The 23,372-nt window shown below is 70.7% G+C and carries 21 protein-coding genes; 10 read left to right on the forward strand and 11 right to left on the reverse strand.

Going from position 1 to position 23,372, the window contains the following annotated elements; translation table 11 throughout:
- Positions 1–11 precede the first annotated feature (11 nt).
- Entirely contained in the window at positions 12–452 is a 441-nt protein-coding gene (locus LV79_RS01225) for a DUF4307 domain-containing protein (protein ID WP_253831332.1), read from the forward strand.
- 175 nt (positions 453–627) lie between these two features.
- Positions 628–1,122: a transcription elongation factor GreA gene (gene greA, locus LV79_RS01230; RefSeq protein WP_253835661.1), complete on the forward strand. Its 495-nt coding sequence runs from the start codon at positions 628–630 to the stop codon at positions 1,120–1,122.
- Between the two features lie 155 nt (positions 1,123–1,277).
- Here the strand turns inward: greA and LV79_RS01235 are convergent, their stop codons facing one another.
- Both LV79_RS01235 and LV79_RS01240 read right to left on the reverse strand, forming a co-directional pair.
- A complete protein-coding gene (locus tag LV79_RS01235) occupies positions 1,278–2,498 on the reverse strand; it encodes an acetyl-CoA C-acetyltransferase (protein WP_253831333.1) in 1,221 nt (406 codons plus the stop codon).
- A gap of 83 nt (positions 2,499–2,581) precedes the next feature.
- Positions 2,582–3,394: an SGNH/GDSL hydrolase family protein gene (locus LV79_RS01240; RefSeq protein ID WP_253831334.1), complete on the reverse strand. Its 813-nt coding sequence runs from the start codon at positions 3,392–3,394 to the stop codon at positions 2,582–2,584.
- A gap of 169 nt (positions 3,395–3,563) precedes the next feature.
- On the opposite strand from LV79_RS01240, the gene LV79_RS01245 reads away from it, so the two are divergent.
- The 4 genes from LV79_RS01245 (at position 3,564) to LV79_RS01260 (ending at position 8,681) form a co-directional block, all read left to right on the forward strand.
- A complete protein-coding gene (locus LV79_RS01245) occupies positions 3,564–4,943 on the forward strand; it encodes a cystathionine beta-synthase (protein ID WP_253831335.1) in 1,380 nt (459 codons plus the stop codon).
- Between the two features lie 119 nt (positions 4,944–5,062).
- Positions 5,063–6,334, forward strand: coding sequence for a hypothetical protein (locus LV79_RS01250; RefSeq protein WP_253831336.1), 1,272 nt, complete (start codon positions 5,063–5,065; stop codon positions 6,332–6,334).
- Between the two features lie 82 nt (positions 6,335–6,416).
- Positions 6,417–6,920 (forward strand): hypothetical protein, encoded by a 504-nt coding sequence (locus LV79_RS01255; protein ID WP_253831337.1) that lies wholly within the window; start codon positions 6,417–6,419, stop codon positions 6,918–6,920.
- A 603-nt stretch (positions 6,921–7,523) separates the two neighbouring features.
- On the forward strand, positions 7,524–8,681 hold the full coding sequence (locus LV79_RS01260; RefSeq protein WP_253831338.1) for a cystathionine gamma-synthase: 1,158 nt from the start codon (positions 7,524–7,526) through the stop codon (positions 8,679–8,681).
- A gap of 75 nt (positions 8,682–8,756) precedes the next feature.
- On the opposite strand, the gene LV79_RS01265 is transcribed toward LV79_RS01260, so the two are convergent.
- Positions 8,757–9,008, reverse strand: a complete 252-nt coding sequence (locus LV79_RS01265) for a hypothetical protein (protein WP_253831339.1) — start codon at positions 9,006–9,008, stop codon at positions 8,757–8,759.
- 124 nt (positions 9,009–9,132) lie between these two features.
- Positions 9,133–10,335 (reverse strand): 4-hydroxyphenylpyruvate dioxygenase, encoded by a 1,203-nt coding sequence (gene hppD, locus LV79_RS01270; protein WP_253831340.1) that lies wholly within the window; start codon positions 10,333–10,335, stop codon positions 9,133–9,135.
- A 154-nt stretch (positions 10,336–10,489) separates the two neighbouring features.
- Here hppD and LV79_RS01275 point away from each other — a divergent pair, with 154 nt between their 5' ends.
- On the forward strand, positions 10,490–10,978 hold the full coding sequence (locus tag LV79_RS01275) for an Lrp/AsnC family transcriptional regulator (RefSeq protein WP_253831341.1): 489 nt from the start codon (positions 10,490–10,492) through the stop codon (positions 10,976–10,978).
- A gap of 76 nt (positions 10,979–11,054) precedes the next feature.
- Here LV79_RS01275 and LV79_RS01280 read toward each other — a convergent pair whose 3' ends face one another.
- Positions 11,055–12,128 (reverse strand): terpene synthase family protein, encoded by a 1,074-nt coding sequence (locus LV79_RS01280; protein WP_253831342.1) that lies wholly within the window; start codon positions 12,126–12,128, stop codon positions 11,055–11,057.
- Positions 12,129–12,529: 401 nt separating this feature from the next.
- On the opposite strand from LV79_RS01280, the gene LV79_RS01285 reads away from it, so the two are divergent.
- Positions 12,530–13,540, forward strand: a complete 1,011-nt coding sequence (locus LV79_RS01285; protein ID WP_253831343.1) for a polyprenyl synthetase family protein — start codon at positions 12,530–12,532, stop codon at positions 13,538–13,540.
- Positions 13,541–14,293: 753 nt separating this feature from the next.
- Here LV79_RS01285 and LV79_RS01290 read toward each other — a convergent pair.
- The 5 genes from LV79_RS01290 to LV79_RS01310 all read right to left on the reverse strand — a co-directional run bounded on the left by LV79_RS01290 (position 14,294) and on the right by LV79_RS01310 (position 19,866).
- A complete protein-coding gene (locus tag LV79_RS01290; RefSeq protein WP_253831344.1) occupies positions 14,294–15,166 on the reverse strand; it encodes a coiled-coil domain-containing protein in 873 nt (290 codons plus the stop codon).
- A gap of 145 nt (positions 15,167–15,311) precedes the next feature.
- Positions 15,312–16,271 carry an ATP-binding protein gene (locus LV79_RS01295; protein ID WP_253831345.1) on the reverse strand — a complete coding sequence of 320 codons (960 nt, stop codon included), beginning with the start codon at positions 16,269–16,271 and terminating at the stop codon, positions 15,312–15,314.
- Positions 16,272–16,358: 87 nt separating this feature from the next.
- On the reverse strand, positions 16,359–17,486 hold the full coding sequence (locus LV79_RS01300; protein WP_253831346.1) for a polysaccharide deacetylase family protein: 1,128 nt from the start codon (positions 17,484–17,486) through the stop codon (positions 16,359–16,361).
- Positions 17,487–17,625: 139 nt separating this feature from the next.
- Positions 17,626–18,387 (reverse strand): class F sortase, encoded by a 762-nt coding sequence (locus LV79_RS01305; RefSeq protein WP_253831347.1) that lies wholly within the window; start codon positions 18,385–18,387, stop codon positions 17,626–17,628.
- Positions 18,388–18,393: 6 nt separating this feature from the next.
- Positions 18,394–19,866 (reverse strand): MSCRAMM family protein, encoded by a 1,473-nt coding sequence (locus LV79_RS01310; RefSeq protein WP_253831348.1) that lies wholly within the window; start codon positions 19,864–19,866, stop codon positions 18,394–18,396.
- Between the two features lie 410 nt (positions 19,867–20,276).
- Between LV79_RS01310 and LV79_RS01315 the strand changes: the two genes are divergently transcribed.
- Both LV79_RS01315 and LV79_RS01320 read left to right on the forward strand, forming a co-directional pair.
- The gene (locus LV79_RS01315) at positions 20,277–21,086 is read left to right on the forward strand and encodes a Bax inhibitor-1/YccA family protein (RefSeq protein WP_253831349.1); all 810 of its coding nucleotides are present in this window, start codon (positions 20,277–20,279) and stop codon (positions 21,084–21,086) included.
- Positions 21,087–21,158: 72 nt separating this feature from the next.
- Positions 21,159–21,545, forward strand: coding sequence for a hypothetical protein (locus LV79_RS01320; protein ID WP_253831350.1), 387 nt, complete (start codon positions 21,159–21,161; stop codon positions 21,543–21,545).
- Between the two features lie 4 nt (positions 21,546–21,549).
- Here LV79_RS01320 and LV79_RS01325 read toward each other — a convergent pair whose 3' ends face one another.
- Positions 21,550–23,304 carry an SDR family oxidoreductase gene (locus tag LV79_RS01325; protein ID WP_253831351.1) on the reverse strand — a complete coding sequence of 585 codons (1,755 nt, stop codon included), beginning with the start codon at positions 23,302–23,304 and terminating at the stop codon, positions 21,550–21,552.
- Positions 23,305–23,372 lie beyond the last annotated feature (68 nt).

The raw sequence follows: 23,372 nt of genomic DNA on the forward strand, positions 1-23,372 counted from the left end.
AGGCCCCCGCTATGACCGCTGCCGGTCGCACACCGCCAGAGGGCCGCTACGGCGCGCGCAAGGCGCCGCGCTCCAAGCGCACGGCCGTGGTGCTGGTGGTCCTGGGCCTCGCGGCGGGCATCGTGGTGGCGTTCCTCGGCTACCAGAACCTGGGCACCGCGCCCATCGAGGCCGAGCGCACGGCGTTCAACGGGGAGCCCGGCAACCGGATGCGGATGACCTTCGACGTGACCAGGACCACCCCGGAGCGGGCGGCGGTGTGCGTGGTGCGGGTGCGCGGCATCGACGGGTCGGAGACCGGGCGCAAGGAGGTCTACATCGCGCCGGGGCAAGACTCCGTGCGGATGACGACCACCATCGCGAGCAGCGGCGAACCGGTCACCGCGGACGTTTTCGGCTGCTCGTACCAGGTGCCCGCTTACCTGTCCACAGCCCAGCCGCCAACGGGGTGAACTCCACCCAGGATCAGGGCATATCAGGCAATTCAGACGTTATAGCACGTGTGTTCGTGGTACGCTGGTAGACCTGCACGGCCCCTAGGAGGGCCGTGTTTTTTCCATTCCAGGCGCACCACGAGGCCTGGTTTGCCGGCCTGTGACCACGGGCCCGGAGTACGACGAGGAGTTGGTGACCGTGAGCGACACCCAGGTGACCTGGTTGACCCAGGAGGCCTACAACCGGCTCAAGAACGAGCTCGACGAGCTGATTGAGAACCGCCCGGTCATCGCGCAGAAGATCAACACCAGCCGCGAGGAGGGTGACCTCAAGGAGAACGGCGGGTACCACGCCGCTCGCGAGGAGCAGGGCCAGCAGGAGGCCCGCATCCGCCACCTCCAGGAGCTGCTGCGCGGCGCGAAGGTCGGCGAGGCGCCCGCCAACGACGGCATCGCCGAGCCCGGGATGGTGCTGACCGTCCGCTACGACGGCGACGACGACGAAGAGGTCTTCCTGCTGGCGACCCGCGAGGAGGGCGGCGAGGGCGAGCTGGAGGTCTACTCCCCCGAGTCCCCGCTCGGCCGCGCGCTGCTCGGTGCCAAGGAGGGCGAGACCCGCGAGTACGAGCTCCCCAACGGCAAGACCCAGAAGGTCACCCTGACCAGGGCGGTCCCGTACGGCGGCTGACACAAGCCACAGCAACAGCGAGACGGCCACCCCACGTGCCGATGGGGTGGCCGTCTTGTTGTGTCAGGGCAACCGCTCGGACCCGACGGTGCCAAGCCGGGAACGATGCCGGGCGGCGACGAGGGGGCGGGCGGCGGGAGGGGAGTTAGACAGATTTAGCTCAACCGCTCCAGGACCATGGCCATGCCCTGGCCGCCGCCGACGCACATGGTCTCCAGGCCGAACTGCTTGTCGTGCCACTGCAGCGAGTTGATCAGGGTGGTGGCGATCCTGGCGCCGGTCATGCCGAACGGGTGGCCGACCGCGATGGCGCCGCCGTTGACGTTGAGCCGGTCCTCGTCCACGCCCAGTTCCCGCGCCGACGGGATGACCTGGGCGGCGAACGCCTCGTTGATCTCGACCAGGTCGATGTCCGAGATGGACAGCCCGGCGCGCGCGAGCGCCTGCCGGGACGCCTCGACCGGCCCGAGGCCCATGATCTCCGGGGACAGCCCGGACACCCCGGTGGACACGATGCGCGCCAGCGGCGTCAACCCCAGCTCGGCGGCCTTGCGGTCGGACATGATCACCAGCGCCGCCGCGCCGTCGTTGAGCGGGCAGCAGTTGCCCGCGGTGACCCGGCCGTCGGGGCGGAACACCGGCTTGAGGGTGGCCGTCTTCTCGTAGGTGATCCCGGCGCGCGGACCGTCGTCGGTCTCCACGACGCGACCGTCCGGGAGGGTCACCGGGGTGATCTCCCTGGCCCAGAAGCCGCTCTCGATGGCCTGCTCGGCGCGGTTCTGCGAGCGAACGCCGAAGTGGTCCATCTCCTCGCGGGTGATCCCCTTGGCCAGCGCCAGGTTCTCCGCGGTCTGGCCCATGGCGATGTAGGCGTTGGGCACCCGGCCGTCGAGCCGGGGGTCGTGCCACTCGTCGGCGCCGGACTCGGCGACCGCGGCGGTGCGCGCCTCGGCCTCGGCGAAGATCGGGTTGTGCGTGTCGGGCCAGGAGTCGGAGCTGCCCTTGGCGAAGCGCGAGACGGCTTCCACGCCCGCGGAGATGAAGACCTCGCCCTCGCCCGCCTTGATCGCGTGCAGCGCCATCCGCGTGGTCTGCAGCGAGGAGGCGCAGTAGCGGGTGACGGTGCAGGCGGGCAGCGAGTCGTAGCCGAGCAGCACCGCGACGACGCGGCCCATGTTGTTGCCCTGCTCGCCGCCGGGCAGGCCGCAGCCGAGCATGAGGTCGTCGATGTCCGCGGGGTCGAGCGCGGGCACCCGGTCCAGGGCGGCGCGGACCATCTGCGCGGTCAGGTCGTCGGGTCGGATGTCGACCAGCGAACCCTTGCCCGCCCGGCCGATCGGCGAGCGGACAGCGGAGACGATGACTGCCTCTGGCATGGCGGGTGCTCCTTCGCGGTAGGTCGTCCAGCACGACACCGCTGAGGTTACCCACAGGTAACTCACCCGTGGAGCCACGCTGCTCAGCCGGGTGTCACCGCACTGTGGCACACCCCGGCCACCGCGCACAGTGGGGCGAGGATCACGCTCGCCGCCAGGCCGTACCCGGCGCCGTTGGGGTGGAACCGGTCCGGGCTGAACAGCTCGTCCGGCCTGCGCGCGAAGTGCCGCGACACCAGCGTCATGGGCACCACCGCCGCGCCGCTGCCCGCCAGCTCGCGGGCCTGGGCCCGGCCGAGCGCCAGGCTCCAGCGCTGGGCGAGCGAGCGCAGCGGCTGCGGGATCGGGCGGACCGCGCCCAGGTCGGGGCAGGTGCCGACGACGACCCCGGTACCGGCCGCGACCAGCCGCCGGACCTGCTGGCCGAGGAGCTCCGCGCACGCGTTGACGCCGAGCCGGGCTGTCACGTCGTTGCCGCCGACCATGACCACCGCGGCCTTCGGCGGGTCTAACAGTGCGCGATCGATCTGATCGGCGAGGTGGGTACTACGGGAACCGACGACGGCGTAGGTCGTGAGCTGCACCGGTCGGTTGGACTCTTCAGCCAATCCCTTCGCGAGCTGCACGCCGGGTAGAGCTTCCGGTGACTCCGCACCCAGCCCCGCGGCGGTGGAGTCACCGAAGATTCCGAAGGTAAGAGGGTCGGTGACGGTTAGAGGGCCAGAGCCGTCGGGTAGGTAACCGCCGTCCGCGTTGAAAGGCAGGTCCCGGGGTACACCGATGACGCTGCGCGCCTGCCGGGACTGCGACTGCAGCAGCGTGTACGCCGCGCCGGACAGGCCGCCCACGGAGCCCGCCGCGACAGCGGCCACCCAGAGCCCACGGATCCACAACATCGCCTGCCCCCCTCCGACCAAAGGTGACTGTCTTAGACCTATCGCCGTCTTCGACCTCCTCTTTACCAAACGCGGCGATTACTTCGCCGCCGCTGGAGCCGGGATACGCTCCCCCACGAGCAGGTCAACGACGCGAACCCCCAACGCGACCCCACGAAGGAGCCCCTCGGTGGAGTACGTCGAGCACATCATCGATCTCGTCGGCGACACGCCCCTGGTGAAGCTGAACTCGCTGGCCGACGGGCTCGCCCCGACCGTGCTGGCGAAGGTCGAGTACTTCAACCCGGGCGGCAGCGTCAAGGACCGGATCGCGCTGCGCATGGTCGAGGCGGCCGAGGCCTCCGGTGAGCTGCGCCCCGGCGGCACGATCGTCGAGCCCACATCGGGCAACACCGGCGTCGGCCTGGCCCTGGTCGCCCAGCGCAAGGGCTACAAGTGCGTGTTCGTCTGCCCGGACAAGGTCAGCGAGGACAAGCGCAACGTGCTCAAGGCCTACGGCGCCGAGGTCGTGGTCTGCCCGACCGCCGTCGCCCCGGAGCACCCGGACTCCTACTACAACGTGTCCGACCGGCTGGTCCGCGAGATCGACGGCGCGTGGAAGCCCAACCAGTACGCCAACCCGGAGAACCCGGAGAGCCACTACCGCTCCACCGGCCCGGAGCTGTGGCAGCAGACCGACGGCAAGATCACCCACTTCGTGGCGGGCGTCGGCACCGGCGGCACCATCTCCGGCACCGGCCGCTACCTCAAGGAGGTCTCCGGCGGGAAGGTCCAGGTCATCGGCGCCGACCCGGAGGGCTCCGTCTACTCGGGCGGCACCGGTCGGCCGTACCTGGTCGAGGGCGTCGGCGAGGACTTCTGGCCGGAGACCTACGACCGCTCGGTGGCCGACGAGATCATCGCGGTGTCGGACTCCGAGTCGTTCGAGGTCACCCGCAGGCTCGCCCGCGAGGAGGGCCTGCTGGTCGGCGGGTCGTGCGGGATGGCGGCCGCGGCGGCGCTGCGGCTGGCCAAGCGGCTGGGCCCGGACGACGTCGTGGTCGTGCTGCTGCCCGACGGCGGCCGCGGCTACCTGTCCAAGGTGTTCAACGACTCGTGGATGGCGCAGTACGGGTTCCTGCCGCCCGAGCACTCCGGTGCCACCGTCGGTGACGTGCTGCGGCGCAAGAGCGCCTCCGGCACCACCATCCCCGACTTCGTGCACGCCCACCCGACCGAGACGGTCGCCGACGCGGTGGCCATCCTGCGCGAGTTCGGCGTCAGCCAGATGCCGGTGGTCAACGCCGAGCCGCCGGTGATGGCCGCCGAGGTGGTCGGCGCGGTCAACGAGCGCGACCTGCTCGACGCGCTGTTCACCGGCAAGGCCGCGCTGGCCGACCGGCTCGACCGGCACATGTCCGGCCCGCTGCCCACCATCGGCGCCGGTGAGCAGGTGTCGGTGGCGATGAAGGCGCTGACCGACGCCGACGGCGCGCTGGTGCTCGTGGACGGCAAGCCCGCGGGTGTGGTCACCAGGCAAGATCTCCTGGGCTTCCTGGCCGGGCGGTGACGCCCTATGGTCACCCCGCATGCCGCGAACCGCGCACCGATATCGCGTCCGATAGCGTTACCCGCAGAGTTGTCTGTTTCGCCAACTGATAGTCCAGGTCAAAAGGGGTGGGAAACCCGATGAGTGCTCCCCAACCGCCGAACCAGCCATGGCAGGGCGGTCAGCCCCAGCAGTGGCCTGGTCAACCCGGTCAGGACCAGCAGCCGTACGGCCAGCAGCCGGGCGGGTACCCCCCGCCGCAGCCGCACTACGCGCCACCGCCCGGTGACACCACCGGCGCCGACGGCGTCGAGCGGACGCAGGCCATCCGCCCGGGTCAGACCCCGCCCGGTGGCGAGGAGGAGGGCGTCGACCGCACCCAGGTCGTGCGCCCAGGTCAGGGTGACGCGACCCAGATGGTGCCGCCCGGCTCCGTCCCGCAGTCGCCGCCGTACGCCCCGCCGCCCAGCGCCGCCGACCAGGCGTCGCCCCCCGGTGGGTTCCACCAGCCCTACGGCCAGCAGCCGCCGCCCCAGCAGCAGTACGGCCAGCCCGGTGGGTTCGGCCAGCAGCAGGGTTACGGCCAGCAGCAGCCCGGCGGCTACCCCGGTCAGCCGGGTGGCTTCGCCCAGCAGCCCGGTCTCGGCGGCGCTCCCGGCGCGGGCGGTCAGGGCCAGAACACCGGCATGATCGCGCTGATCGTGCTCGGCGCCGTCGCGGTGCTCGGCCTGATCGCGCTGATCATGAGCATCTCGCTGATGTCCAACCTCTCCACCATCAGCGGCCTCTGCGGCGACGTGAGCGGGCTCGGCGGGCTGGCCTCGAGCTACTGCCCGAGCGGCTTCAACACGTTCCTGGCGTTCGTCCAGATCGCGGGCGCGGGCGTGGCGATCGCGGGCGCGGTCCTGCTGGCGCTGAAGAAGAACCTGAACATCGCCCACCTGCTCGTCGTGGGCGGCGGTGGCGCCCTGGTGGTCGCCGCGATCATCAACGGCGCGACCTTCAGCTTCGTCGGCCAGATCATGACCCCGCTGGTGTTCGGCCTGCTCATCGCCGGTGCCGGTGCGCTGGCGTTCTTCCCGCAGACCAAGGACTACCTGCTCGGCAGCTCCCCGCTCAGCTCGCTCAGCGGCGGCGGTGGCCACGGTGGTCCTGGTGGTCCCGGCAGCTCGGGTGGCCCCGGCGGGTTCGGCCAGCAGCAGGGCTTCGGTCAGCCGCAGCAACAGCAGCAGTACGGCCAGCCGGGTGGGTACGGCCAGCAGCAGCCCCCGCAGCAGCAGGGCTACGGCCAGCCCGGTGGGTACGGCCAGCAGCAGCAGCCGGGATACGGGCAGCAGCCCCCGCCGCCCCCGCCCGGTGGTGGTTTCGGCCAGCAGCCCCCCGGAGGGCAGCAGCCACCGCAGCAGTGGTGACGAACTGAGTTGATAGGCCCCGGCAACCCGCCGGGGCCTATCCGCGTCTTTGGGGTCGATAACACAGACGCGAGGGGGAAACATGAACTACCAGGCTCAGGGCTACTACCCGCAATTCCAGCAGACGTCCCCGGGAAGCCCCGGAACATCGGTGCTCGCGGGCATCGGCGCGCTCGGCATCGCCGCCGGAATGGGCGGCGCCTCGGCGTACTTCCTCGCCGAAGTCCCCACCGCGCGCGACATCTTCGCCCTCCCCGCGGGCCTCCAGTCCCTGCTCATCGGCCGCATGGTGCTCGCCGCCCTGGCCTTGATCGGCGCCATCCTGCTGTTCACCCGCCGCCGAGCAGGCGTCCCCCTGGTCGCCCTGACCGCGGTGGCGAGCGTCGCGTCCCTGCCCCTGGAACCCCTGATCTCCGAATTGCTCCGCGGCATCGGAATCACCGTCAGCGGCTACTTCGAAGCACTCCTCGAGTTCAACGACACCTACACAATCCTGTTGGCCGTCGGCGCCGCAACCGGCCTGATCGCCTTCCTCTTCGCGATCCTCCCCGCCACCAGCCGCTGGCTCCGCACCCCGCGCTACTGACCCGCGTTGCTGGGCACCCAGGTGTCGCACACTCCGCCACCTGACCCGCCGTACCGGCGCCGCTTGCTCACCGGATCCGCGCCCACCAGCCAGCCTTCAACCGCGAACCCCACAACCGCACTCAAACGGGGCCAACCCCAGCCAAACCCGTTGTCCCCCAACGAAAACACGCCCCACAACGCCAGCCTCGCGCGCGCGAAAAGCGAGTGCCCGGCCCGCACCCTCTCCGGGGGGCGTCCCTGGGCCAGTCTACCGACACCCCCCGACAGTCGATCTTGAAACAGGCCCCGCAGAGATCCACATGTGGATAACTTCTGTCACCCAGAAGCATGGATATTGGGGGCGGGACAAGGGCAGATCCGCAGGTCACAGCACCAAGGGGTCAGCGTCGACGCCAAGAGCGACCAAGTCGCTCGGCGAGTGATCATCCGGCCGGCCAGAATGTCCACAGTGGACACAACACCCCACCAGGGGGCGCGACGGGCGGGTGGGTTCTACTACACCAACGCCCGTTCTGGGATCGCTCGATCAGTGAAATATTCCTAATAGTGGGAACGGTCCCACATGGTGGTCGGATCGGCTGTTCCCCGTAACCTTGGGGACATGGCTGACGAGACGTCCCGTTGGGGTTTTGAGACCAGGGCGATCCACGCTGGGCAGGAGCCCGATCCGCGCACCGGTGCGGTGATCGTGCCGATCTACGCGACCTCCACCTTCGTCCAGGACGGGGTTGGCGGGGTGCGGGACGGCGGGTACGAGTACTCGCGCAGCGCGAACCCGACCAGGACGGCGCTGGAGCAGGCGCTGGCCGCGCTGGAGGGGGGCAAGCACGGGTTGGCCTTCGCCTCCGGGTTGGCCGCCTCCGATGTCGCGCTGCGGTCGATGACCAGGCCGGGCGACCACGTCATCCTCGGCAACGACGCGTACGGCGGGACGTTCCGGCTGCTCGACAAGGTCCTCACCCAGTGGGGCGTCGAGTACACCTCAGTCGACCTGGCCGACCTGACCGCGACCCGGGCCGCGCTGCGCCCGACCACCAAGGTCATCTGGTCGGAGACGCCGACCAACCCGCTGCTCGGGGTCGCCGACATCGCCGCGCTGGCCGCCGTCGCCGCCGAGGGTGGCGCGAAGCTGGTCATCGACAACACCTTCGCCACCCCGTACCTGCAGTCGCCGCTGGGTCTCGGCGCGGACGTGGTGCTGCACTCGACCACCAAGTACCTCGGCGGCCACTCCGATGTCGTCGGCGGCGCGCTGATCACCTCGGACGACGAGCTGCGCGACAAGTTCACCTTCCTGCGCAACGCCGCGGGCGCGGTGCCCAGCCCGTTCGACGCCTGGCTGGTGCTGCGCGGCGCGAAGACGCTGGCGCTGCGCATGGAGCGGCACAGCGACAACGCGGAGCGGATCGTCGAGGTGCTGCTCGGGCACCAGAAGGTCACCAAGGTCTACTACCCCGGTCTGCCGGAGCACCCCGGGCACGAGATCGCCGCCAAGCAGATGCGCCGCTTCGGCGGGATGGTGTCGTTCTCGGTCGCCGGTGGCGAGGAGGCCGCGCTCGCGATCGCCGCCAGGACCAAGCTGTTCCTGCTCGCGGAGTCGCTCGGCGGCATCGAGTCGCTGATCGAGCACCCCGGCAAGATGACGCACGCCAGCACCACCGGGTCGCCGCTGCAGATCGCGGGCGACATCCTGCGCCTGTCGGTCGGCATCGAGGACGGCACCGACCTGGTCAACGACCTGCTCAAGGCCCTCGACTAGCACCGGCCGGACCCGCTCGAACGCCGAGAGGCCCGATCCCGCGAACCGGGGATCGGGCCTCTCGCGTTGCCAAGATCAGGGGCTGGTCTGGTGGAACCGCTCCACGGCGCTGCCCGGGTTGGTGCCCACCGTCGGCGTGCTCGGCGCCGCGGGCAGGTCGGCCGGGTCGACGCAGCCGCCGACGAGCTCGAGGCCCTGGCCGCGCTGCACGAACTCCCCCGCGCTGGCGCACCCGGCGTTGCTCACCGTGAAGACGGCCACCCCGGCGAGCACCAGTGCCGCTGCGGCGGCGCCAGCCAGCGGCATCGTCCTGCGTGAGGTGGCCATGGTTCTCCCCGAGTGGATATCGCCCTGGGGCGAGCGTACCCGCCCGTCCGCCACCGCACCTGAGCAGTAGCTGAGTGTGGCCCCCGCCCGGGATCCGGACGGGGGCCACACCACGGGCTCTGGGTTACAGGTTGCCCCGGCGGTCCTGCTCGCGCTCGATCGCCTCGAACAGGGCCTTGAAGTTGCCCTTGCCGAAGCCGAGGGAGCCGTGCCGCTCGATCATCTCGTAGAAGACCGTCGGCCGGTCGCCGGTGGGCTTGGTGAAGATCTGCAGCAGGTAGCCGTCCTCGTCCCGGTCGACCAGGATGGCGTGCTCCTTGAGCTGCTCGATCGGCACCCGCACGTTGCCGATGCGCTCGCGCAGCTCCGGGTCCTCGTAGTAGGAGTCCGGCACGTCGAGGAACTCGACACCGGCGGCGCGCATGGCGGTCACGGTGGCGATGATGTCGTTGGTGGCCAGCGCGATGTGCTGGCAGCCTGGGCCGCCGTAGAACTCCAGGTACTCGTCGATCTGCGACTTCTTCTTCGCGATCGCGGGCTCGTTGAGCGGGAACTTCACCCGGTGGTTGCCGTTGGCGACCACCTTGCTCATCAGCGCCGAGTACTCGGTGGCGATGTCGTCGCCGACGAACTCCGCCATGTTCACGAAGCCCATGACGCGGTTGTACCAGTCGACCCAGTAGTCCATCTTGCCGAGCTCGACGTTGCCGACGCAGTGGTCGACGGCCTGGAAGATGCGCTTCGGGGCACCCTCGGGCTTCTTGTACGAGCCCGCCTTCTCGACGTAGCCGGGCAGGTAGACGCCGTTGTAGCGGGAGCGGTCGACCAGGGTGTGCCGGGTCTTGCCGTAGGTCGCGATGGCGCCGACGCGGATGGTGCCGTGCTCGTCGGTGACGTCGTGCGCCTCTTCGAGCACGATCGCACCCTGGGCGCGGGCGTGCGCCAGGCACTTGTCCACGTCGGTGACCTCGAGCGCGAGGTCGACGACGCCGTCGCCGTGCGCGCGCTGGTGGTCGAGCAGCGGGCTCTTGGGGTCGACGCCGCCCTTGATGACGAAGCGGGCCGAGCCGGACTTGAGCACGTAGGCCTTGTGGTCGCGGTTGCCGGTCTCGGGACCGGAGTACGCGACCTGGGTCATGCCGAACGCCGACTGGTAGAACAGCGCGGTCTGGGTGGCGTTGCCGACGACGAAGACGACGGCGTCCATGGCCCGCACCGGGAACGGGTCCTTGCTCTCGTCGTACTCCACGAGGCCGACGAGCTGGCGGAGCTGGTCGAAGCTCACCTCGTCCATGCCCTGGTCACCGCGGTTCAGCGTGCCCGTCATGGCGTTCCTCCTGCGTTCGCGTCCTGCACCTGCCCCACGAGCATGGGTACTTCCGAGCATCCTGCGCAACACTTAGGAAGATCACTGGACAACATGACTAGGTATTAACGGGGCGTGTCTGGCAAACTGAACACTCTGCTCAGGGAGGGGCTCGATGACCGAGGAGAGTCCGGGGATCGACGACCTGGACGCGCGGCTGCTGTTGCTGCTCACCGACGAGCCGCGACTGGGGGTGCTGGAGTGCTCGCGCAGGCTCGGCGTCGCGCGCGGCACGGTGCAGGCGCGGATGGACCGGCTCGACCGGCGGGGGGTGCTGACCGGCTTCCCGCCCGCCGTCGACCTCGCCGCGATGGGCTACGGCCTCACCGCGTTCGCCGTCTTGGAGATCGCCCAGGGCAAGCGCGGGGAAGTCGCCACCCGGCTGCACGCCATCCCCGAGGTGTGCGAGGTGCACGCCACCACCGGCGAGGGCGACCTGCTGGTGCGGATGGTCGCCCAGAACAACGCCGACCTGCAGCGGGTGATCGACCGGGTGGTCAACGTCGAGTGGGTGCGCCGCACATCGACCTCGATCGCGCTGTCCACGCCGATCCCGCCCCGGGTCCGGCCGCTGCTGGAACGCGCGGTCCGGCAGTCCGGCTGAGTGGCGGACCCGGGGGCGCGCGTGCGCTCGGTCAGGCCGCGGGACGCCCTCGTCGACGTGTGCGTGGCGGTTCTCGCTAGTCGACCAGGGGTTCGTGCACGGTGCCGATGCGGTGCAGGGTGCGGTGCTCGGCGGAGGTGTTGCCCGCCAGGTCGTCGTCGATCCGGCGGCCGTCGCCGTGGTAGCGGCTGCTCTCCCTGGCGTGCCGGAGGTTGCCGGAGATCATGTGGCCGACCTCGACCAGGAACCGGGCGACGTCGTCGCGGTGGCGCAGCGGACCGGTGGCGACCCGGTCGCGGGTGGCGATGAACCGCTCCTCGGTCGCCACGGCGCGGGCGGCGATGGCGTCGAGCGCCTCCTGCAGCGGCGCGCCTTGTCCTAAGAGGACCCACACGGCGTTGATCTTCTCGCCCTCCTCGATCTCCTTGGCGAAGGAGTAGAGGTCGTTGACCAGCACCCAGTGGTCGATGGCGAGGGTACAAGCCTTGTGCACCAACGGGTCTTGGCTGGCCAGCCCGTCGAGGTCGATGCCGAGCGCCCACTCGGCGAGGGCCAGGATCCAGAACCCGTAGGCGTTCACCCGGCGGCTGGAGCCGAGGTAGGCGTCCAGGTCGTCGAACTCCTCGACGGTGTTCTGGTTCGCGTTGTCGATCACCACGGTCTTGCCGACGTCGATGAGGCGTTGCCGCAGCGAGCCGCTGTCGGGCAGCAGCAGGGCGTGCACGTCGCTGAGCAGCCTGGCCAGCGGGGTCGCGCCGCCGGGGGCCGCCTCGACGGCCGCGCACAACTGCCGGGCGAGCAGGTCCCGCGCGGGTTGCTCGCGCAGCCACGGCGCGGAGAAGGCGTCGTCGAGCAGCGCGGCGGCGTTCATCCACAGCTGTTGCGCGAAGAACCGGTCCGGCCTGGTGTGCGGCATGCACAGGGCGCCCCAGCGGTGCAGGTCCTGGCGGAGGTACCGGTCGGTGATCGGACTGTCCTGTTCGGACTCGCCGAAGTAGTCGACCAGGTGCGGCCGCAGCCAGGCCAGCACCCGCGGCGCGGTGGCGGTGAACTCCGGGTGCAGCGCGAGCGGGGACCGGGTGGGCAGCGCGGGCAGCCGGTAGGTCATCCCGTAACGGAGTCCGGCGCCGGGATGGGAAGAATTTTTCACACCAACTCCTCCATTTTATTGTTCAATTGTAAACGCGGTGGATTGTTTCGCTCCATCCGGCTCATGCGGATGCCGCAGCGGTTCACCTGTGCGGACGCACGGTCGTCACGGTGTGCACGGCGTCGATGCTCCACACCGGTGATCTTGACCGGTACCCGCCGAACGGGTTCAACCGGGGCGTGGTCGTCGCTTCCTTAATCACGAACGGGTGACGGCCACATCACCCGAGTGTGAATGGCTTTCACCTGTGCGGCAGCGCTCCCGGCACCCAGTGCGGCCGGGCTTGCGCCATGCGGGGGAAGGTTCGGCCGGAGATCACCCGAAAAGATCACCGTCGGTCGTGCAGGTGCACGGGATCATTCAAGGAGCGCCATCGGCCGTCGACGGAGGAAGCACCAGGCATGGGTCCCGGTACCGAGCAGCTGCTTGCCACCAGCCGGGCCGCGGTACTGCCTGCGCTGCGTGCCGCCGTCGACTCGCTGCCGCCTGCCATGCGGCGGATAGCGTGCTACCACTTCGGATGGGTCGACGCCTGCGGCGCCCCGATCGAGGCGGATAGCGGCAAGATGGTCCGCTCCGCGCTGACCCTGTTGTCGGCGGAGGCGGTCGGCGGCGACCCGGCGGACGCCGTCCCAGCGGCGGTGGCGATCGAACTCGTGCACAACTTCTCACTGCTGCACGACGACATCATGGACGGCGACCGGACCAGGCGGCACCGGGGCACGGCGTGGGCGGTGTTCGGCGTCCCGGCCGCCCTGCTCGCTGGCGACGCCTTGTGGGCACTGGCGTTGCGGGTGCTCGCCGCCGGACCGCACGCGGACCGAGCGCTTCCCTTGCTCACCGAGGCTTTGTGGCGGCTCATGGACGGCCAGAGCGCCGACGCCGACTTCCCGCACCGGCACTCGGTGACCCTCGCCGAGTGCGAGGCCATGGCCGCGGGCAAGACCGGCGCCGTCATGGCCTGCGCCACCGCCCTCGGCGCCCTCTTCGGCGGCGCCACCCCCGACCAACTCGCCCTCCTGCGCGACATGGGCGAACACCTCGGCCTGGCCTTCCAACTGGTCGACGACCTGCTCGGCATCTGGGGCGACCCCACAACAACGGGCAAACCCGGCGCCGACCTGGTCCACCGCAAGCGCTCCCTGCCCGTGGTCGCCGCCCTCACTTCGAACACCCCCGCGGGCGCCGAACTGGCCACCCTCTACCTGGCCACCGACCACCCCATGACCACCCCGGAACAAACCCGCGCCGCCACCCTCATCACCACCGCGGGCGGCCGCACCTGGGCCACCACCCAGGCCGAACTCCACCTGGCCCAAGCCACCACTGCCCTGCGCCGCACCAACCCACCCGCCCCCGCCCTGGCCAACCTCCTGGCCCTGGCCGACCACTTCGCCCACCGCACCAGCTGATCCCACGATCGTCCACACAGGACTCTTTTGCCTCGCAACGGCTTCAATGGCCTCCAATGGCGCCAATAGTCCACATCGGACTTTCACCTGCGAGAGCAAACCCCGCTGCTCGCCGCACCCGGCCCCACCAGCCGCCACAACCGGAGGCCGCCCCCGCAAACCCCGGCCCCCACCCTGTCCCGGGGGGCGTCCCCAGGCCCAGTGTACCGGGCCCCTATCGCCCGAAGGGGTGACGGCGAAAACCTGTGGACAACTGGGGGGCCTGTGGACAACTTGATCTGGGGAGATGGTCGGCGGCGAGAAGTGGGCTGGGGGAAATCACCCGGTGGAGGGGCTCCGGGGAGGGGCGGCCTGCTGGTCGAAACGCAAGGGCGACCAGGGTTCGGTGCACGTGGGCGGACGCTGGCCCGGGGTGCGGGAGAGGCGCGGGCAGAACGAAGCCCAGCTCGCGCGACACCGGGCGGCCAGGGCGGGCATAGGGCCGAGGGTTGGGCGCCTACGGCTCGCGGCAGGGCACGCCCAGGAGGGGCGCGCGCCCGGTGAGGGCACGAGACCACAGCGCCGCGGGTGTGCAGGAAGCACCCGAAGCGCCAGGCGCGGCAGGAACCGCCCGAAGGTCCGCGCACCACAGGAACGGCCCGAAGGTCCGGGCGCGGCAGGAACCGCCTGAGGTGCCGGGCGCAGCAGGAACCGCCGAAGTGCCGCCGGGCGGCGGGCGGCGGGCGGCGGGCGACCCAGGAAACCCAGGAAGAGCTAGCTGGTCGTCTGTGGCAGCGGCAGGTTCTTGGCCGTTGGCGCGTTGGCGGTGGTTTCGTCCAGTTCGGACTCGGCTTCGAGGGGTTGGAGGAGTTGGGAGCTCTGCGTCAGCAGCTCCGAGGTGCCCCGCAACCGCCCGGCCAACTGCTCGCGCAGGGCTGTCAGCCGCTCCACCTGGCTGGTGGCCGTGGCGATGCGCTTGTCGGCTTCGTCGGTCGCGGCCTGGACGAGCGCGGCGGCCTCGGCGGTGGCCGTGGCGCGGGCGGTGGTGACCTCGGTGTCGAGGTCGGAGCGGCGGGTGGCGAGTTCCTGCTGGAAGGCCTGCTCGAGCCGCTGGCGGTCGCGTTCGGCTTGGTCGTCGGTGGTGCGCTGGCGGGCCGTGGCGGCGGTGGTCATGTCGTCGACCTTGGTGCGGGTCTCGGCCATGAACTCGGCGTGCGCGGTGTGCAGTTCGGCGTGGCGCTTCTCGGCGTCGGCCATCAGGGCGCGGTAGCGGTCGCGCAGGGCCACGGAGGCGGCCTCGGCGGCGGACCACGCGGTGTCGGCGGCGGCCTCGGCGCGGGCGGTGATCTCCCTGGCCTGCGCCTCGGCGGTGGCGATGGTGCGGGCGGCCCGCTCGGCGGCGTTGGGGGCCGAGGACGCGGCGGCGGCGTTGCCGATCTTGTCGAGGCGCTCGGTGAGGGCGGCGATCTCGCGGCGGGCCAGCTGGAGCTGGCCGTCGACCTCCTCGGCGCGCGCCAGTGCCTCGTCCCGCTCGGCGGTGATCGCGGCGTGCTGGTCGGCGAGGGTGCCGAGGTAGCGCTTCACCTGGGTCCGGTCGTAGCCGTGCCGCGACACGCCGAACTCGGGGTGATCCTGCTGGGGGCCCATGGCGACGACCGTACCCGCGAGGCCACCGGCGGCAACATGAAGGCCGCTCGACCGGGTGACACATCACCCCGCAGAGGGGGTCCAACAGCCCCGGGATGCCGCAGCGGCACCTGCCTGCCGGGAGCCGTTGACCACCGGGACCCCCTCAGCCAGCCAGCGACACCGGACCGGGCACGAACCCCGGGTCGACCTGCTCGGCCAGGTCGCGGCCCGCGCGCCCGTTGGCCCACGCGGAAGCGTTGCGCAGGTGGAACTCCACGGTCTGCCGGTGGAACTTCGGCCAGTCCTGCTCGACCCCGTCGACCAGGGCGCGCATCGCGCGCAACGCCTCGCGGTTGGCCGGTTCGAGCCGCTCGACCGGCCGGATGTCACCGCGCTCGGCGGCCCGGACGTGGTCGGAGCGGCCGATCCAGGTGAGCAGGTCGGCACCGACGTGCTGGCGCAGGAACGCCACGTCATCGGCATCGATGACCTTGTTGCCGACCACCGCGACCCGCACGTCGAAGTCCCGCGCGTAGTCCAGGTACTGCCGGTAGACGCCGACGCTGCGCAGCGTGGGCTCGCACACCAGGAAGGTGACATCGAATCGGGTGAACAGGCCGGAAGCGAATGAATCGGCGCCCGCGGTCATGTCGACCACCGCGTACTCGCCTGCGCCGTCGACCATGTGGTTGAGCAGCAGCTCGACCGCGCCGACCTTCGAGTGGTAGCAGGACACCCCGAGGTCGGACTCGGCGAACGGGCCGGTCGCGGCCAGCCGGACGCCGTCGACCCGGCGGACGAACCGGGCGTAGAGCGGGTTGTCGTCGTCGATGCCGATCAGCCGGGAGCCCCGGCCGGGCGGGGTCGTCTTGATCATGTCGGCGGCCGAGTGCACCAGCGGGTTGTCCCCGCGCAGGTGGTCCTTGATGGCCGTCAGGTGCTCACCGAGGGTGGGCTGGGTGTGGTCGTCGGCGGCGCCGAGGGCGGCGGCGAGGTGCTGGTTGATGTCGGCGTCGATGCCGAGCAGCGGCGGTGTGGGGGTCTCTGCGGCCAGGTGGCGCAGGAACAGCGACGCCAGCGTGGTCTTGCCGCTGCCGCCCTTGCCTACGAAGGCGATCTTCACGGGGGTCTCCGGTGGTGCTGGTGGATCGGACCCCACTACTGGTATCGGTTATCATTATCCAAAGCAAGCGGGATCACCCGAATGTGATCAGCTCGGTTGGGCGATCTGCGCGTTGGGCATTGCCCGGAACGCGTCGAGCACCGCCGGGTCCTGCAAGGCGAGCCATTCCACGACCTCCGAGTAGGTGGCGCACACCGTCTCGGGTTTCGCGCACACCGAACCCATGAACTTCTCCGTCGCCGCGGTGAACGCGCCGCCGGACCAGTTGTTGAAGTGGTTGCCCACCACCATCGGCGCCCGGTTCCCGTCGAACGCGGCCTGGTAGGCGCGTTCATAGGTCTCCTGGACGACGGCGGTGAACTCGGGCGCCCGACTCGGGTCGTCCTTCGCCTTGTTCAGCAGGTACCAGAAGTTGTAGTCCATCATGATTGTCTTCTTGTACTTCAGCCCTGGCACCCGAACCGAGGGCATGGCAAATTCCCACACCCCGTGCTGTGTCGTGGGCCAGGCGAGTCCGTCGCTGACCTGGCTGGTGTCGTAGGTCATCCCGCGGCTGGCGAGCACCGGCAGCAGCACGTCGAACTGGCCCTCCAGGCACGGTGTCCGACCGCCCTTGATGGCCTTCGGGTCGACCTTGAGGCCCTGCGCCCTGCCCCGGTCCACGAAGGCGAAGAACTGGTCCAGCTCGGAGTTCCACTGCGCGGCGTCCCACCGGCCGACGCCGGGCTCGGCGCCCTGGCAGAAGTGCCCGTTGTAGTGGGTGCCGACCTCGTTGCCCTGGTCGACGGCGGCGTTGAGGTCGCCGATGAGCGCCTGGACGTCCTGCTGCGTGCCGCCGAACCCGATCGACGCGCGGCCGGGTTTGTGGCCGGGGCCGGTGTACTCGGCTTTCTGCTCGTCGGTCAGCAGGTAGATACCGGACAAGAAGCCCGAGAAATGCGCGTTCACACTTCTCGCCAATGGCAAGAACTTCTGCCAGTGCTCGTGCGAGCCCGCGCCGTCGAAGGAGAACAGGACGAACTGCGGTGGTTTCTCACCCGGGTTCAGCTTCCGCATCCACTTCGGCGGACCGGCGGATGCCTGCGGGTGTGGTTCCGCTTCGAGCACGCGCGTTTGCGGTTGCGGACGCACGGTACCGACGACGACCAGAATGACGAATGCCAACGCCAGTGCCACCCCGACGGCGACGATCTCCCAACGCCTTCTCGTTGTCATCCGCGTTCCCTCCCCGGTTGTCCGCCGCTCCCCACCGGAATAGACGCGCGACGGGATGACTCGTTGCCACCGGTGATTCGCCGTCCCCCGGACGTGACCGATCGCCCCGGTTCAGGGACACCCAGCCGGGGGGACGACCTCAGGCGGGTACGGCGATGACCACCCGGTTGGACTCGTAGCCGTCCGACCCGCCGACCCACTGGCCACCGCAGGTGACCAGGACGACCCGGTGCGGACCGGTCTGCCCGAAGAACTCCTCGGCCCTGGCAGGCAGGTCGTGCTTGCTGACCGTCTCCACCCGGGTCACCCGGTAGCGCCACTGGGTGCCCTTGTCGTCGACGACCGAGACGAGGTCACCGACCCGCGAGCTCCACAGCTCGGAGAACGGCCCCGTGGCGCCCTTCCAGTTGACGTGCCCGGCGAACACGGAGGCGCCCGTGGGCGCGTCGAGCCCCGCGCCCCACCAGGTGGCCTCCTTGACCCCGCTCGGGACCGGCAGCGTGGCGTCCGGGCCGAGTTCCTTGCGCACCAGGGTCGCGGTGCCGCCCTTGGCGAGCCGCAGCGTGCCGGGGCGCTGCCCGGCCACCGGCTGGCGCGGCGGCGGGGGTGCTTCGGCGGCGGGCGGCGTGGTGGTCGAGGTCGGTGGTGGCGCGCTCGGCTCCACCGACGGCGCGGGTTCGGCCGGCTTCGGCTTGATCTGGGACCGCAGACCGGCCAGTGCCGCGTCGCTCTCGTTGGCGGCCTTGCGGATGGCGGTGAGCTGCAGACCCGGTTGGGCGGGCAGCGGCAACCCCTGGACCGGGGTCGGCGACGCGAAGGTCAACCCGCAGACCAGGAGCACGAGCACGCCCGCCCCACCCGCGACGGCGGGTGGGGCGAGCGTCGAGCTACGGCGAGCCATGCCCGGTCAGTGCCCCCAGTCCTTGCGCATCCGGCGGCCGACCACGATCGGCCCGCGGCCCTTGCGCACCAGGGCGGTGCCGGCACCGGCGGCGAACAGCAGCAGCGCGCCGAGGGCGACCAGCAGCCCGGTGGACGGGCCACCGGCGTCGAGCACGGCGGCGGCGTTGGCCGGGCCGTCACCGGCCGGGATGGTCTGCGGGACGGTGGGCACGTTCGGCTTGTTGACCAGCCGCAGTTCCACCGTCTTGCCCGGTTCGAGCTTCCCGCACGCGGACGGCGGGTTGTTCGGGTCGTAGGACTGCTCGTAGCCCGGCGGCGCCGCGACCTCGGTGACGCAGACCTCCTGCGGGGTGCGCAGGTTGGGCACGGTGGCCTTGCCGTCGGCGCCGGTCACCACGACCAGCGGCTTGCCGTCCGCGCCGACCAGGGGTTTGCCGTCCTGGTCGACCGCGGGGGTCGTCTTGTCGGCGCCGGTGACCTTCAGCGACACCGAGGCGATGCCCTGCCCGGTCTTCTCGTCGACCTTGGCCACCGCGACCTGGCCGGGCGCGGTGACGGCGGTGGTGTCGGCCGCCGCCTTGAGCTCCTTCTCGCCGCCGGTGGACACCACGCTCTGCGTGCCGTCCTCGACGGCGTGCTGGACGACCGGCTGGTCGGCCGGGGCGAGCAGCGAGATCGACACCGATGGCTTCGGCCCGGTCGGCACGACCTCCAGCGCGATGGGGCCGCCGTTGTCCTTGGTGGTCGCGGTCAGCTCGGTCTTGCCACCCGAGGTGGCGTCGGTCAGCACGACCTTGACCGGGACCTTGCCGACGCCGCTGCCGCCCGCGCCGCGCACCTCGATGGGCCAGGTGTCCGGGGTGCCGATGACCTGCGGCTTGGTCGGCTTGGTCAGCAGCGGGGTCCACGGGCCGTGGTTGGCGGTGGCGTCGGCCCTGAGCTTGGCGACGGTCCGCATCGCGCCGGGGAGCTTCTCCTCCAGCGCACGCTCGTGGAAGGGAACGTTGTAGGCGATCGTGCGGAATCCGTTGGTGGCCGGGTCGAGGTCGGCCGGGGTGCGCGGGGCCGCCGTCCACTGGTGCAGCAGGTGCGCCAGGGCGGCCGACTCGGCGGTGTCCTTGGTGTCGGCGTAGCGCAGCAGCAGGTAGGAGATGTCGGCGGCGTGGACCGGGTCGAGCGCGGCGCCGTACTTGGTCTTGAGCACGTCACTGGGCTGGTAGACCTCGTTGGTGTCGGGCTCCTTGAACGCGAACTTGACGCACCAGACCTGCTTGCCGTTCACGAGGTAGGACCCGAGCCAGTCCTCGGTGGCTTCCCTCGGCGGGTCCTTGTAGGGCTGCAGGGCCACCCCGATGCCGGGGCCCTTCTTGTACTCGGCGGCGGCGGGTGGGGCGCCGACGACGAGTAACGCCGCCGACAGGGTGGCCACCGTCGCCACCGCAGAGCTCAGCCGGGCACCGAGTGTGGATCGCCGCATGGGTCGTCGGCTCCTTGCCGCGCCGGGGCAGCGCACGGCCGTCGGCGCTTGAAGTGCGGGACTTTCCTGGCGGTGCGGCCCGCCAAGGGAGACGGTTGGGGACCGGGGGGCGCACCTCGTGCGAGCCTGCTAGGCGGGCGGGGGGCCGGGCAATCCGCCCAACGGGTGGAGATGATCATGGTTACCCTGCGGCGTTCCCCCAGGTCGGTGCCAGGTCCGGACCAGGGTGGGGGTATCGGACGGCGTAGGGTGCACCTCGGCCGGTCACGCACGGTGTGGTGCGCGGGAATCGACGGTGCCCGCACTGCGTTGCTCCGAATGTGGGTAAAGTGGGTTTTACCCAGCGGGAACCGGTCGGCCGGGTCGATCGTTGACCGTCAGCAGGCGCCATCCAGGCCCAGGAGGATCAGGTGCGTTCTACCAGCAACCCCGCGTTCCGTAACCTGCCGCAGGGCGGTTACGCGGGCTTCCAGCCCCAGGCCCAGGGCTACCAGGACCAGGGCTACCCGCCCGGGTACGGCAGCCCGAGCGCGCCAGCGGGCACCGGCGACCGGCCGATGACCGTCGACGACGTCGTCACCAAGACCGCGGCCACCCTCGGCGTCGCCCTCGTGGTGGGCATCATCACCGCGGTGCTCGTGCTCGGCAAGGACATCAGCCCGTACCCGCCGATGATCATCGGCGCCATCGTCGGCCTGGTCATCTCGCTCGTCATCATCTTCAAGAAGACCCCGAGCCCCGCGCTCGTGCTGACCTACTCGGCGGCCGAGGGCCTGTTCCTCGGTGCCATCACCGGTGTCTTCGAGATGTTCGTCCCCGGCATCGCCTTCCAGGCGATCCTGGGCACCGCGCTGGTGTTCATCACCATGCTGGTGGTCTACAAGACCGGCGCCATCAAGGTCACCCCGAAGCTGACCAAGTGGATCATCGGTGCCACCGTCGGCGCCGCTGGCCTGATGCTGGTCAACCTGGTGCTCTCGATGTTCGGCGTGAACATGGGAATCCGCGACGCCGGACCGCTGGGCATCGGCATCAGCCTGCTGTTCATCGGCATCGCCGCGTTCAACTTCCTGCTCGACTTCGACATGGCCGACCAGATGATCCGCTCCGGCACCCCGTCGAAGTTCGCCTGGTACGTCGCCTTCGGCCTGATGACCACCCTGGTCTGGCTGTACCTGGAGATCCTGCGCCTGCTCTACATGCTGCAGAGCAGCGACTGATCGCACTGACTCGTGAGGGGCGCCCGACCGGCTGGTTGGGCGCCCCTTCCGTTTGGCCTTAGAGTCGATCTCGTGCGCGCACTCATCTCGTGGCTGCTGTGCCTGGCCGGGGTCGCCGTGGTCGGGTTCGGGGCGTTCCGGCCGTGGTACGAGGGCCGGGCGGGCAACACGCTGCCGTTGTCGGACCTGTTCAGCGGGGTCAGCCGGGAGAGCGCGCCGGTGTTGGGGTCGTTGACGCTGCCGTTGGCCATCGGGGTGCTGCTGGCGGTGGTGGGGATGTTCCGCGCCAAGGGGATCCTGCAGCTGGGTGGGGTCATCCTGGCGGCGACGATGATCGGGTGGGTCGTGCAGGCGCGCGAGGTCGTGGACCTGGGTGACCTGCAACTGGGGGCGTGGAACGCGCTGTTCGGCAGCCTGCTGGTGCTGGCCTCCGGGATCATGCGCCCCGGGCGGGTCTGACGGCTCAGCCGAGCACCCTGGCCACGCGGCGCATCAGGCCGGGGAAGAACCGGGCGCCTGCGCGGGCGAGCTTGGCCTCCGGGGTGACCGCGACGACCGGGGTGCCGCGTTCGACGGCGCGGACGATCTCCTCGGCGACCCGGTCCGGGGTGAACCCGCGGCGCGCGTAGGCCTTGGTGGCCTGCTGCCGCATCCGTTGCTGCCCGAGGTCATCGGTGCCGGTGAACGTCGTCGTGTTGGTGATGTCGGTGGCCACCACACCCGGGCAGATCGCGGTGACGCCGATGCCGTGGTCGGCGAACTCGGCGCGAACGCAGTCAGACAGTGCTAACACCGCCGCTTTGCTTGCTGCGTAAGCGGAGAGGGAGCGGCTGGGGGTGTACGCGGCCGCCGACGAGATGTTGACGATGTGGCCGCCCTCCCCCGCTTCAGCCATCAGCGCGCCGAACTCGCGGCAGCCGTTGACGACGCCGAGCAGGTTGACGTCCGTGACGCGGCGCCAGTCCTGCGCGGTGGTGGCCAGGAACGGCCCCGCCATGCCGATCCCGGCGTTGTTGACCACGATGTCGGGGGCGCCGTGCTGGTCGGTGATGTCCTCGGCGAACGCGCGAACGGCATCGGCGTCGGACACGTCAACCGGGTGCGGATAGGCGGCTGGCCCGATCTCGGCGGCGGTGCGGCGTGCGGCCTCTATGTCGATGTCAGCGACCACGACCTCCGCTCCCCTAGCGGCGAACGCGAGCGCGGTAGCCCTACCGATGCCCTTGCCCGCCCCGGTGACGACGACCAGGCGGTTGGTGAAGCCCTCGTCCCGGCCCGCACGGGCGCGTTGCAGGCTGCGGGTCATCGGGGCGCCGGAGACGTGCTCGACGAAGTCCTCGACCACGCGGGCCAGCGCCTCGGGGTGCGACAGCGGCACCCAGTGCCCGGCGACGAGCCTGCGCCGCCACAGCCGGGGGATCCAGCGCTCCAGGTCCTCGGCGAGGGCCGCGGTGACGAACCGGTCCCTGGTCGGGAGCACGACCTGAATCGGCACCTCGGCGGGGCTGGGCGCTGGGCGGGACCGGCGGCTGAGCATGTTGGCCCGGTACAGCCGCACGCCGTTGGCCGCGTCGGTGCCGATCGTCGGCGCGGGGGTGGCCTCGACGCCCTCCATGCGGCGCAGGAGGTGGCCCCAGCGGGGTCCGACGACCGTGCGCCAAGCGAGGCCGGGCAGGACGGGGATGTGGAACAGCGCGATGTACCAGGAGTGGGTGAGCTGCGCGACGACCTGGCGCAGGTTCGCCGGGGTCGGCCGGGTGACCCGGCGGCGCACCCACTGCCCGACGTGGTCCAGGTTCGGGCCGGAGACCGAGGTGAACGACGCGATCCTGGCCTTGGCGCGCGGCGCGGTGACCGCCGCCCAGGCCTGGATCGAGCCCCAGTCGTGCGCGACGACGTGCACGGGCCGGTTCGGGCTGACCGCGTCGGCGACGGCGAACAGGTCCTCGGCCAGCAGTTCGGTGCGGTACTCAGCGGTCTTGCGCGGGGCCGTGGAGGCTCCCGCGCCGCGCACGTCGTAGCGGACCACGTGGTAGTCGCCGATCAGGCGCTCGGCGAGGCCGTCCCAGAGGCGGTGCGTGTCGGGGAAGCCGTGCACCAGCAGGATCGTCGGCGAGGCGGGGTCGCCCTCGCTGAACACAGCCAGCTCGACGCCGTCGTTGCTTACGGTGCGGCGGCGCGGCCCAGTGGCGGGCAGTGGGCGCGGTTCGCTGACCATGGCGGCTCCTGCCCTACCGGGTTACGCGACAATGACGAACGTTACAATCGCCATTGTCACAGTGCAAG

The sequence above is a fragment of the Actinokineospora globicatena genome, from assembly GCF_024171945.1.
Lineage (GTDB): Bacteria > Actinomycetota > Actinomycetes > Mycobacteriales > Pseudonocardiaceae > Actinokineospora > Actinokineospora globicatena.

What these genes read in the sequence shown, in the direction of transcription:
- LV79_RS01225 (WP_253831332.1), top strand. Translation starts at nt 12, where the DNA reads ATGACCGCTGCCGGTCGCACACCGCCAGAGGGCCGCTACGGCGCGCGC.
- LV79_RS01235 (WP_253831333.1), bottom strand. Translation starts at nt 2,498, where the DNA reads ATGCCAGAGGCAGTCATCGTCTCCGCTGTCCGCTCGCCGATCGGCCGG.
- LV79_RS01240 (WP_253831334.1), bottom strand. Translation starts at nt 3,394, where the DNA reads ATGTTGTGGATCCGTGGGCTCTGGGTGGCCGCTGTCGCGGCGGGCTCC.
- LV79_RS01250 (WP_253831336.1), top strand. Translation starts at nt 5,063, where the DNA reads ATGAGTGCTCCCCAACCGCCGAACCAGCCATGGCAGGGCGGTCAGCCC.
- LV79_RS01255 (WP_253831337.1), top strand. Translation starts at nt 6,417, where the DNA reads ATGAACTACCAGGCTCAGGGCTACTACCCGCAATTCCAGCAGACGTCC.
- LV79_RS01260 (WP_253831338.1), top strand. Translation starts at nt 7,524, where the DNA reads ATGGCTGACGAGACGTCCCGTTGGGGTTTTGAGACCAGGGCGATCCAC.
- LV79_RS01265 (WP_253831339.1), bottom strand. Translation starts at nt 9,008, where the DNA reads ATGGCCACCTCACGCAGGACGATGCCGCTGGCTGGCGCCGCCGCAGCG.
- hppD (WP_253831340.1), bottom strand. Translation starts at nt 10,335, where the DNA reads ATGACGGGCACGCTGAACCGCGGTGACCAGGGCATGGACGAGGTGAGC.
- LV79_RS01275 (WP_253831341.1), top strand. Translation starts at nt 10,490, where the DNA reads ATGACCGAGGAGAGTCCGGGGATCGACGACCTGGACGCGCGGCTGCTG.
- LV79_RS01285 (WP_253831343.1), top strand. Translation starts at nt 12,530, where the DNA reads ATGGGTCCCGGTACCGAGCAGCTGCTTGCCACCAGCCGGGCCGCGGTA.
- LV79_RS01290 (WP_253831344.1), bottom strand. Translation starts at nt 15,166, where the DNA reads ATGGGCCCCCAGCAGGATCACCCCGAGTTCGGCGTGTCGCGGCACGGC.
- LV79_RS01300 (WP_253831346.1), bottom strand. Translation starts at nt 17,486, where the DNA reads ATGACAACGAGAAGGCGTTGGGAGATCGTCGCCGTCGGGGTGGCACTG.
- LV79_RS01305 (WP_253831347.1), bottom strand. Translation starts at nt 18,387, where the DNA reads ATGGCTCGCCGTAGCTCGACGCTCGCCCCACCCGCCGTCGCGGGTGGG.
- LV79_RS01310 (WP_253831348.1), bottom strand. Translation starts at nt 19,866, where the DNA reads ATGCGGCGATCCACACTCGGTGCCCGGCTGAGCTCTGCGGTGGCGACG.
- LV79_RS01325 (WP_253831351.1), bottom strand. Translation starts at nt 23,304, where the DNA reads ATGGTCAGCGAACCGCGCCCACTGCCCGCCACTGGGCCGCGCCGCCGC.